The organism is Planctomycetota bacterium, from assembly GCA_016872555.1.
In the GTDB taxonomy this organism is placed as follows: Bacteria; Planctomycetota; Planctomycetia; order Pirellulales; family UBA1268; genus F1-20-MAGs016.
Map to the genome: position 1 here is coordinate 1 of VGZO01000087.1, position 8966 is coordinate 8966.

An 8966-nucleotide genomic window follows, 5' to 3' on the forward strand; every position below is an offset into this window, starting at 1 on the left:
AAGGTTGTTCGACCTACCGCCGGTCTCCGTGCCAGCGGTGGCTGGGCTGCGCCCAGCACCATGGACGGAAGGCTCACTGTGGCCGCTTGAAGGTGCCTCGGGCAAGATACAAGGTTGTCCACCTCGTCTGCTCCACTGCGGGGTTCGGCGCGGCGGGGGTCTGCCGCGGCGCGGGTGTGACGGCGGCGCGATCGCCCCCGGGCCCGGCGGCAGACCCGCTGGTCGGCCCCCTGCGCACGGGGTAAGAACAAGGCTCGGCGGTGGGGAACGACGGGATTCGTGCCGGGGTCCTCCCCGGCCCACCGCCACGCGATCGACGCATGACCCCACCACCGACTGCCACCTGGACGGCGTTTGCCGATTCGCCCTACCCGTGGGAGCGCGACGCGCTCGACTTCGTCCGCGAGCGGCTGCCTGTCTACGAGCCGTGGCGGGCCTGGTCGCTGTTCGAGTTCATCGCCCGCGACGGCTCGGTCAACGAGGTCGATCTCCTCGTCTTCGGGCCGTTCGGATTGTTTCTCGTCGAGATCAAAAGCCGCCCCGGGCGCGTCAGCGGTGACGCCGGCACCTGGACCTGGGACACCGACGGCCGCCGCACCTCGACCGACAATCCCCTCAAGCTCGCCAACACCAAAGCCAAGAAGCTCGCCGACCTGCTCGACCACCAGCCGGCCGTGAAACGCGCCGGCAAGGTGCCGTTCATCGAGCCACTCGTCTTCCTCTCGGCTCCCGGCCTGCAGTGCGAGCTGTCTGCTTCCGGTCGGCTGCGCACCTGCCTGCGCGACCGCGACGGCGACACTCCCCGCCCCGGGATCATGGCCGCCCTCCAGCAGCGCGAGTGCCCCGGGTTGACCACGCTCCCCGGCCGGGCGCGGCTCGACAAGCCGACGGCCAAGCTCGTCGCGCGGGCGATCGAGCAGGCGGGGATCCGGGCGTCGAACCGGCAGCGGCGCGTGAGCGACTACCTCCTCGAAGCGCGGATCGACGAAGGGCGCGGGTACCAGGACTGGCTCGCGAGCCACACGCTGGTGCCCGAGACGAAGCGCCGGATCCGGATCTATCCGGTGCGCCTCGGGGAATCGGAGGAGCAGCGCCGCGTCGAGGAGCGGGCGGCGATCCGCGAATTCCAGCTCATCGAGAATCTCCAGAGCCCCGGCATCCTCCGGGCGGTGCAGTGCACGCCCCACGAATCCGGCCCCGCCGTGATCTTCGAGCACGACCCGGCCGCGATCCGGCTCGACCACTTCCTCCTCCAGCGCGACCGCGAGCTCTCCCTCTCCACGCGCCTCGACCTGGTCCACCAGCTCGCCGAGACGATGCACTATGCCCACCGCCGCCGCGTCGTCCACCGCGCCCTCTCCCCGCGCAGCGTGTTGGTCGTCGATGCCGATTCGGCGCGCCCGCGGCTCAAGGTCTTCAATTGGCAGACGGGCTACCGCGCCGCCGCCGAGGGGAGCGGTGCGGGGGATGCCGGGGCGGCGATCACCGCCACGTCGCACGTCGGCATGCTCGTCGACGACCCGACCACCGCCTACATGGCCCCCGACATCCTCGTCGCCGGCGACAGCCTCGGAGAGCACCTCGACGTCTTTTCCCTCGGCGCCATCGCCTACCACATCCTGTCGGGCAAACCCCCGGCGGCCGACGGCGTGGAGCTCGCCGCGGCGCTGCGCACCGCGCGCGGCCTCCAGCTCGCCGCGGTCCTCGACGGCGCCCCCCCGGCGCTGTGCGAGCTGGTCCAGTTTGCCACCCACCCCGACGTCTCCAACCGGCTCGACACGGTCGGTGATTTTCTCGCGCTCCTCGCCGAAGCCGAAAACCAGCTCACCAGCCCCGGCGCCGACGAAGCCGAAAACCCCGCCGCGGCGAACGTCGGCGACATCCTCCCCGGCAATCTCCGCGTCGAGCGGCGCCTCGGCCAGGGTTCCAGTTCGACGGCGTTCCTCGTCAGCCGCCCCGGCGCCGATCCGAAACATGCCGATGAGTTCGTCCTCAAGGTCGCCTCCGCCCCCGAGCATGCCGAGCGGATCCGCGCCGAAGCCGAGGTCCTCCGCACGCTGGCCCTCGACCGCGAACAGCGCGTGGTCGGGATCGTGGAAACGGTCGAATTCGGCGACCATCCCGGCTTCCTCATGAAGCCCGTGTTCACCGACTCGGTCAACAAGCGGATCGAGACGCTCGCGATGCGGATCCGCAAGGAGGGCCGCCTCCATGTCGAGCTCCTCGAGCGGCTCGGCAGCGACCTGATCGACGTCGTGCGGATCCTCGAGCGGCGCGGGATCCTCCACCGCGACATCAAGCCCGACAACATCGCCGTCGGTGCCGCCGGCCGCGACCATGCCCTGTCGATCGTCCTGTTCGACTTCTCACTCACCGCCGTGCCCCCGGAAAACATCCGCGCCGGCACGCTCGGCTACCTCGACCCGCTCCTCCCCGTGCGCCGCGCGCCGCCGCGCTACGACAGCTACGCCGAGCGCTATGCCGTGGCCGCCACGCTCCACGAAATGGCCACCGGCACGCTGCCGACATGGGGCGACGGCCGCAGCGACCCCTCGCAGCTCCAGGCCGAGGTCACGATCGACGCCGACCTGTTCGACACCGACCTCCGCGAGAACCTGGCCCGGTTCTTCCGCCGCGCCTTCCGCCGCGACATCCCCCTCCGCTTCGACAATGCCGAGCAGATGCTCGCCGAATGGAAGGCCTGCTTCGCCGGCATCCGCTCGGGCCCGGTCACCGACGGTGCCGAAGACGACGCCTCCCTCCGCCGCCTCCTCGCCCCGGCCACGCTCTCGAGCCCGATCGCCTCGCTCGGCCTCGGCACACGCGCCACCAACGCCCTCGACCGGGCCAACGTCCTCACCGTCGGCGAGCTGCTCGCCTGCAGCCGGGCGAAGTTCGACCGGATGCCGGGAGTGGGGGCGAAGACACGCCGCGAGATCACCGCCGTGGTCACCATCCTCCGCGAGCGCCTCGCGCCTGACGGAGCGATCCCGCGAGCCGGCGGCCCCGCCGATCTGCCCCGCGCCCGGCCAGCCGACATCGCCGCCGAGACCGCGCTCGACGAGCCCGCGGCCGATCCAGCTACCCATGGCCTGCCAGCCACGCTCTCGGTCGACCAGCTCGCCGCTCCCCTGCTCCTCCCGCCGCGCGGCACCACTGGCGAAAGCCACCTCCTCCTCGCGCAGGCCCTCCTCGGCCGCCACGACACCGTCGTCGACCCCTGGCCGACGCAGGTCGCGATCGCCACTGCCCTGGGCCTCACTCGGGCCCGCATCGGCCAGCTTCTCGCCAAGCTCCTCGTCGCCTCCGCCAACAGCCCCGCCTTCACGGCGCTGCGAAATTGGCTCGAGACCACCGTCGCCAGCCAGGGAGGCGTGGTGACGGCCGACGAGCTTGCCGAGCTGCTGCTGATCGAGCGCGGGTCGGAGCTCCCCCCGCCCGTCGCCCATCGCACGGCCCTCGGCATCCTCCGCCTCGCGCTCGACACCGAGCGTCAGCTTGCCGCCCCGCGGCTCGTCGTGCGCCGCGAGGGTCGAGCGGTCCTCGTCGCCACGAGCGATGCCCTGGCCGAGTGGGCCGCGCGCCTCGGTGCGGAGGCCAGGGAGATCGCCTCCGCCGAGCCGCTCGCCGCCCCTGCGTCGGTCGTCGAGCGCCTCCGCGCCGTGGCCCCGCCCCCCGGCATCGGCATCGAGAGCGACTCGCGGCTGGTCCGGCTGGCGGCCGCGGCGAGCGGGGAAGCGGCCATGTCGAGCCGCCTCGAGCTCTATCCGCGGGGGATGGATTCCGCCCGCGCCTTGAAGCTCTCGATCGGCGCCGTGGCCGGCACCAAAACCCTCTCCGAAGAGCAGCTCCGCGAGCGGATCACGAGCCGCTATCCCGACGCCGCTCCGCTGCCCCCGCGGCCGCAGCTCGACACGCTCCTCGCCGCCGCCGGGCTCGAGCTGACGTTCGACGACACCACGCAGACATTCCTCGCCACCGCCCCGGCCGCCCCGGGCATGACCAGCGGCAGCACGGCGCTGCCGCGCTATCCCACCGCCCTTGCCGGGTCGGCGGGCCTGCCGATCCGCCCTCAGCCCACGACGTCGCCGGAGGTGGCCGACGCCCGGGCCTTCGAGGAGCGACTCACCCGCGCGATCCACAACGGCACCTTCCTCCAGCTCGTCGTCGTGCCGCGTGAATACGACCGCACGGCCGCCGAGCTGGCCCGGCGGTTCGCCGTCGTGCCGATCGACGTCGAGCAGGTGGTCCTCGACGCCCTCCGCGAGACGGCCGACTCCCTCGGCGTCGATTGGGCGCTCGTCATCGCCGCCGACGAGAGCCCCGCGCATCCCGACTGGGGCAACCTCCGCCAATTGGTCGAGCATGCCACGCCGTTGGTCGCCCGGCGGCTGGTCACCCCCGACGCCGTCGCGCTGCTGCTCTACGCCGACATCCTCGTGCGCTACTCGCTCGAGGGTCTGCTCGCCGACCTTCACAACGCCATCGGGTCGACCGGCGGCCCGGCCGGCGTCTGGCTCCTCGTGCCGGGGAGCACCGTGGCGCTGCTCGACGGCGAACCGGTCGGCGTGCCCGGCCAGCAGGCCGTCATCTCCGACGCCTGGCTCCAAAACCTCCACCGCACGTTCCGGGCCACCCCGGCGGGAGCGTGACGGATGACACGAGCGCCCAGCGCGAGCCGACTAAAACTTCTGCCCCGAGCGAAACGAAGTCCAGCGGGTATTGGCGAGATGGTGAGCCACGACGTGCTGACTGACGTCGTAATGGGCGGCCGCGACCTCCCGGGCTTCCTCGCCGCGGTATCCCTTCGTGACGGCCCGCAGCCCTTCCGCAGGGCAGAGCAACTCGGCGGCGAAGGCACGCTGGTACGCCTGACGAGCGGTTCGGAAATCGGTCGATGCGAGACTTCGTCCAGCGCCTCGACCGACCGACGCGAAATCCCCGATGAACCTCGCCAGCTCATACCGACGCGATGCGGAGAACCTGAGGGATTTGCGTGGGTGGAAGACGTATCTCCCGCCGTCCCCGGCCACCGCCAAACCGATCGGGGGTCTGGGAGGTGCCTCGTACGCCTCGAATTTCGCCCGATCCATTCCCAGCAGTTCGCAGAGCACCCCAGTTTCGACCGGCTGTTCGGGATCAGCCAGTCGCTTTCGAAGGCGCTGCGCATCCTGATACGCCCGCTTCCAGGGCTTGTCATCGCTCTCGAGCGACGACCGCTCGTCGTCGATTGCCTCCGGTTTTCCGTCGAGCCCGGGGGATTGGATGATCTCCCGACAACGGTCCATTCGATTCCCTCGCCGGTGCTGTCCGAAGGCGGGAATCACTTCGGACGCGGTTGCCCTGCCGAGTCTGTTCTCGACGAGAATCGCCAGGTCAACCTCCCGGTGGGGTGCGTCGTCGGGATCGAATCCGAGCTCGGCCTCGATCCGGCGCCACTGCGACATCTCCGGGTCGGCGACTTCATCCTGCAGTTGCTTCCACATCTCGGACAGCGACGATTCGCATCCCGAATCCGCGACCCGGTCGGCAACGGTCTGCAGGAATCGCCTCACTTCCGCAGTGAAAACCGCGAGATCGACGTACTCGTCGTCGAGATCCTCGATATACCGCACCGACTGCGGATCAGGGTCGTGAAACAGTTTCGCCGATACCCGCATCGCTTGTCCGTCCGAGGCGAACCGGACCGCGGGCCACACATAGCCACCACCGGCGGCTGCCATCTCGTGCGCCATGCGCCACTCGGCCGTCGGGCGGACGGAAAACGGAGCCGGCTCCCACAGCAAACGCCACCAGGAGGAGATGAACCATTCTGCCAGTGGATGGACCGAAAGGCGCACGTGATCCTCGACCGCACGGGTCCACAAACTGACATTCCTGGTCAGATTGTGCCCGACGACGCAAAGCGAAAAATTCGTGCGGCACGCGATGTCTGGATTGCGATCCCCGCTGGCGTCGCTCCACCCGCCGGTGGCGATCGAAAACTCAGTCATCGTGAATCCCCTTGCCGCGTTCCCACCACCGCCTCAGGACCTTGTCCTTCATGGGATCACCGGATTGCAGAGGATACCCGTGGTACTCCCCTTTTCCCCCGGAATCGCACCGTGCTTCGACGACGCACTCCTCTCCGACCACCGCCCACGCGATGGCCGGCCACCCTCCAGACTTCGCCGACTGCCGGCTCACCGTTCCGCAGAGGAACGCGCGTTTGAGCAACCGCTGTGCGATCGACTGTTTGCGAACCGCCGTGTGGTCGCAGAGTGATACGGCTTCTCCCTCGTATGCGATCCACCGATTCGCGTTGGGCTCCACTCCGAAGTCATACGAATTCAATTTGTGCTTGCCATATCCGCGATATGTCGCCTTTGTCGCCAACGACTCGAGGTTCGATTGCGTTGCCGGGTCAAGCCGCGCCAGTTTTCGGTTGCGGTTGAACTTTCGCTTCCGTCTTTTCCCCATATGAAGCACCCACGCAGGCATCGACCGGCCGGCAACACCATGCCCGCTCGATCGTACCGCATACGTGAACGTGCGTCCACCATCTTCTTTCCAGCCTCCCCATGATCCTATCTGACGGTCGCGCGCGCCTCCACGCCGCCGCCCTCCTCGCCGACCTCAAAAAGCTCCTCCCCCGCGTCGAGGCCGATCTCCTCGCGCGCGGCTCCGACGCGGAAGTCCCCGAGATCGGCGCCCGCCTCCGCGCCGAATACGACCGCGCCCGAGCCGCCAAGCGCACCGCCGCCACGTTCGGCGAGTGGCAGCAGGACCGCATCACGCAGGCCGCCGTCGCCTGGGTGCTCTCCTGCGTGTTCGCGCGCTTCCTCGAAGACAACGACCTCGTCACCCCGCCCCGCATCGCCGGCCCCGGCGACCGGCTGCAACTGGCCCGCGATTCACACCAGCACTTCTTCGCGTCGCACCCGCGCGAGACCGACCGCGACTATCTCCTCGCGATCTTCGACGACCTCGCCGCCCTCCCCGGCACGGCCGACCTCTTTGGCTCCCACAACGCCCTCCGGGAAATCCCCACCTGGCTCTCCGGCGACGCCGCCAAAGAGCTCCTCGGCTTCTTCCAGCGGATCGACGCCTCCACCGGCCGGCTTCTCCACGACTTCACCGATCCCTCGTGGGATTCCCGCTTCCTCGGCGACCTCTACCAGGATCTTTCGAGCTTCGCCCGCGAGCGCTACGCCCTCCTCCAGACGCCGCATTTCGTCGAGCAGTTTTTATTGGACCGCACGCTCGATCCGGCCCTCGAGGAGTTTGGTGCCTCAGGCACAGAGCTGGCGACGTTCAAGATGATCGATCCGGCCTGCGGGTCGGGGCATCTCGTGCTCGGGTCGTTCGAGCGGATCCTCGGGCGCTTGCAGCGGCTGGAGCCCGGCACGCCGATCCGCGAGCTCGTCCGCCGCACGCTCGACAGCGTCCATGGCGTCGACGTCAATCCCTTCGCGGTGGCCATCGCCCGGTTCCGGCTGCTCTTGGTGGCGATGCGCGCCTGCGGCGTGACGAAGCTCGCCGATGCGCCGGCGTTTCGGATCCGGATCGAGTGTGGGGATTCGCTCCTGCATACGCCGCTGGCGAACACCTCCCTCGAGCTCTTCGACAAGGGCACGAAGACCGATCGCGACGAGGACTGCGACCACGCCTACGCCTCCGAGGATCTTTTCAATCTGAAGGCGATCCTCGCCGCCCGGCAGTACCACGCCGTCGTCGCCAATCCCCCCTACATCACCCCAAAAGACCCCGGCCTCCGCGACCGCTACCGCAAGCGTTTTGGCACCTGCCACATGAAGTATTCGCTCTCGGTGCCGTTCATGGAGCTGCTCTACCGGCTCTGCGTGCCGGGAGGCTTTACCGGGCAGATCACGGCCAACTCGTTCATGAAGCGGGAGTTTGGCTCGAAGCTCATCGAGCGGTTTTTCCCCACGGTCGATCTGACGCATGTCATTGACACCAGCGGCGCCTACATCCCGGGCCATGGCACGCCGACGGTGATTCTCTTCGGACGCCAGCGGGCGCCTGTCGCGACGACCGTCCGGGCGGTCATGGGCATCCGCGGCGAGCCGACGACGCCGCCAGATCCCGCCAAGGGCCTCGTCTGGACGGCGATCACGACACAGGTCGATGTCCCTGGGTCGCAGAGCGACTTCGTGAGCGTGGCGGATACGCCGCGGGCGACATTCCACGCGCACCCGTGGAGCATCGGGGGCGGCGGGGCGAGCGACTTGAAGGAGAAACTGGAGGCCGATGCCACGGATCGACTTGGGGAACAGGCAACGGCAATCGGAATCACATCCGTCACCGGGGAAGATGATCTTTATTTGAGTCCAGCCGTTTCCATTAGTCGGCGTAGAGTTGATCTAAATCGACCTCTCATGACGGGGGATCTGATTCGCGACTGGGACACAGCGCAGGCCCTGCACTCCCTTTGGACCTACGATTCCGACTTTGCAGTTCTCACTCCAGGGCAATTGCCCGTCACGTTGCCGCTAATGTGGCCGTACCGAACCGGACTTAAATCCCGCCGGCGATTCGGGACGCCGATGATTCAACGAGGGTTGTCGTGGTACGAATGGCAAGAGCTATACGCCGACAAACTGCGTTCGCCCCTCTCCATCGCCTTCGCTTTCGTCGCCACACACAACCACTTCGTCCTCGACCGCGGCGGCAAGGTCTTCAATCGATCCGCCCCCGTCATCAAGCTCCCCGCCGAAGCCACCGAAGACGATCACCTCGCCCTCCTCGGCATCCTGAACAGCTCGACGGCGTGCTTCTGGATGAAGCAGGTCTTTCAAACAAAGGGCAGCAGTGGTATCGGCCGTGGCGTTTATGACGAGAGTTGGGAGAAACACCACGAGTTCACCGGCACGGGCCTCGAATCCTTCCCCCTCCCCGCCTCGCGTCCCCTCGACCTCGCCCGCGCGATCCAGCGTGTTACCGACGCGATGGCGACGTGCGATCCC

3 protein-coding genes are annotated in these 8966 nt (G+C 68.4%); 2 read left to right on the top strand and 1 reads right to left on the bottom strand.

All coding sequences use genetic code 11. From position 1 onward, the window contains the following. Positions 1 to 320: 320 nt before the first annotated feature. The gene (gene pglW / locus FJ309_16600; GenBank protein MBM3956197.1) at positions 321 to 4652 is read left to right on the top strand and encodes a BREX system serine/threonine kinase PglW; all 4332 of its coding nucleotides are present in this window, start codon (positions 321 to 323) and stop codon (positions 4650 to 4652) included. 30 nt (positions 4653 to 4682) lie between these two features. On the opposite strand, the gene FJ309_16605 is transcribed toward pglW, so the two are convergent. Next, positions 4683 to 5993, bottom strand: coding sequence for a hypothetical protein (locus FJ309_16605; protein MBM3956198.1), 1311 nt, complete (start codon positions 5991 to 5993; stop codon positions 4683 to 4685). Between the two features lie 567 nt (positions 5994 to 6560). Here FJ309_16605 and pglX point away from each other — a divergent pair. Continuing rightward, a partial coding sequence (pglX, locus tag FJ309_16610) for a BREX-2 system adenine-specific DNA-methyltransferase PglX (protein ID MBM3956199.1) occupies positions 6561 to 8966 on the top strand: 2406 nt, incomplete at its 3' end.

Coding starts and splice junctions, on each gene's coding strand:
- FJ309_16605 (MBM3956198.1), bottom strand. CDS start 5,993: ATGACTGAGTTTTCGATCGCCACCGGCGGGTGGAGCGACGCCAGCGGG.
- pglW (MBM3956197.1), top strand. CDS start 321: ATGACCCCACCACCGACTGCCACCTGGACGGCGTTTGCCGATTCGCCC.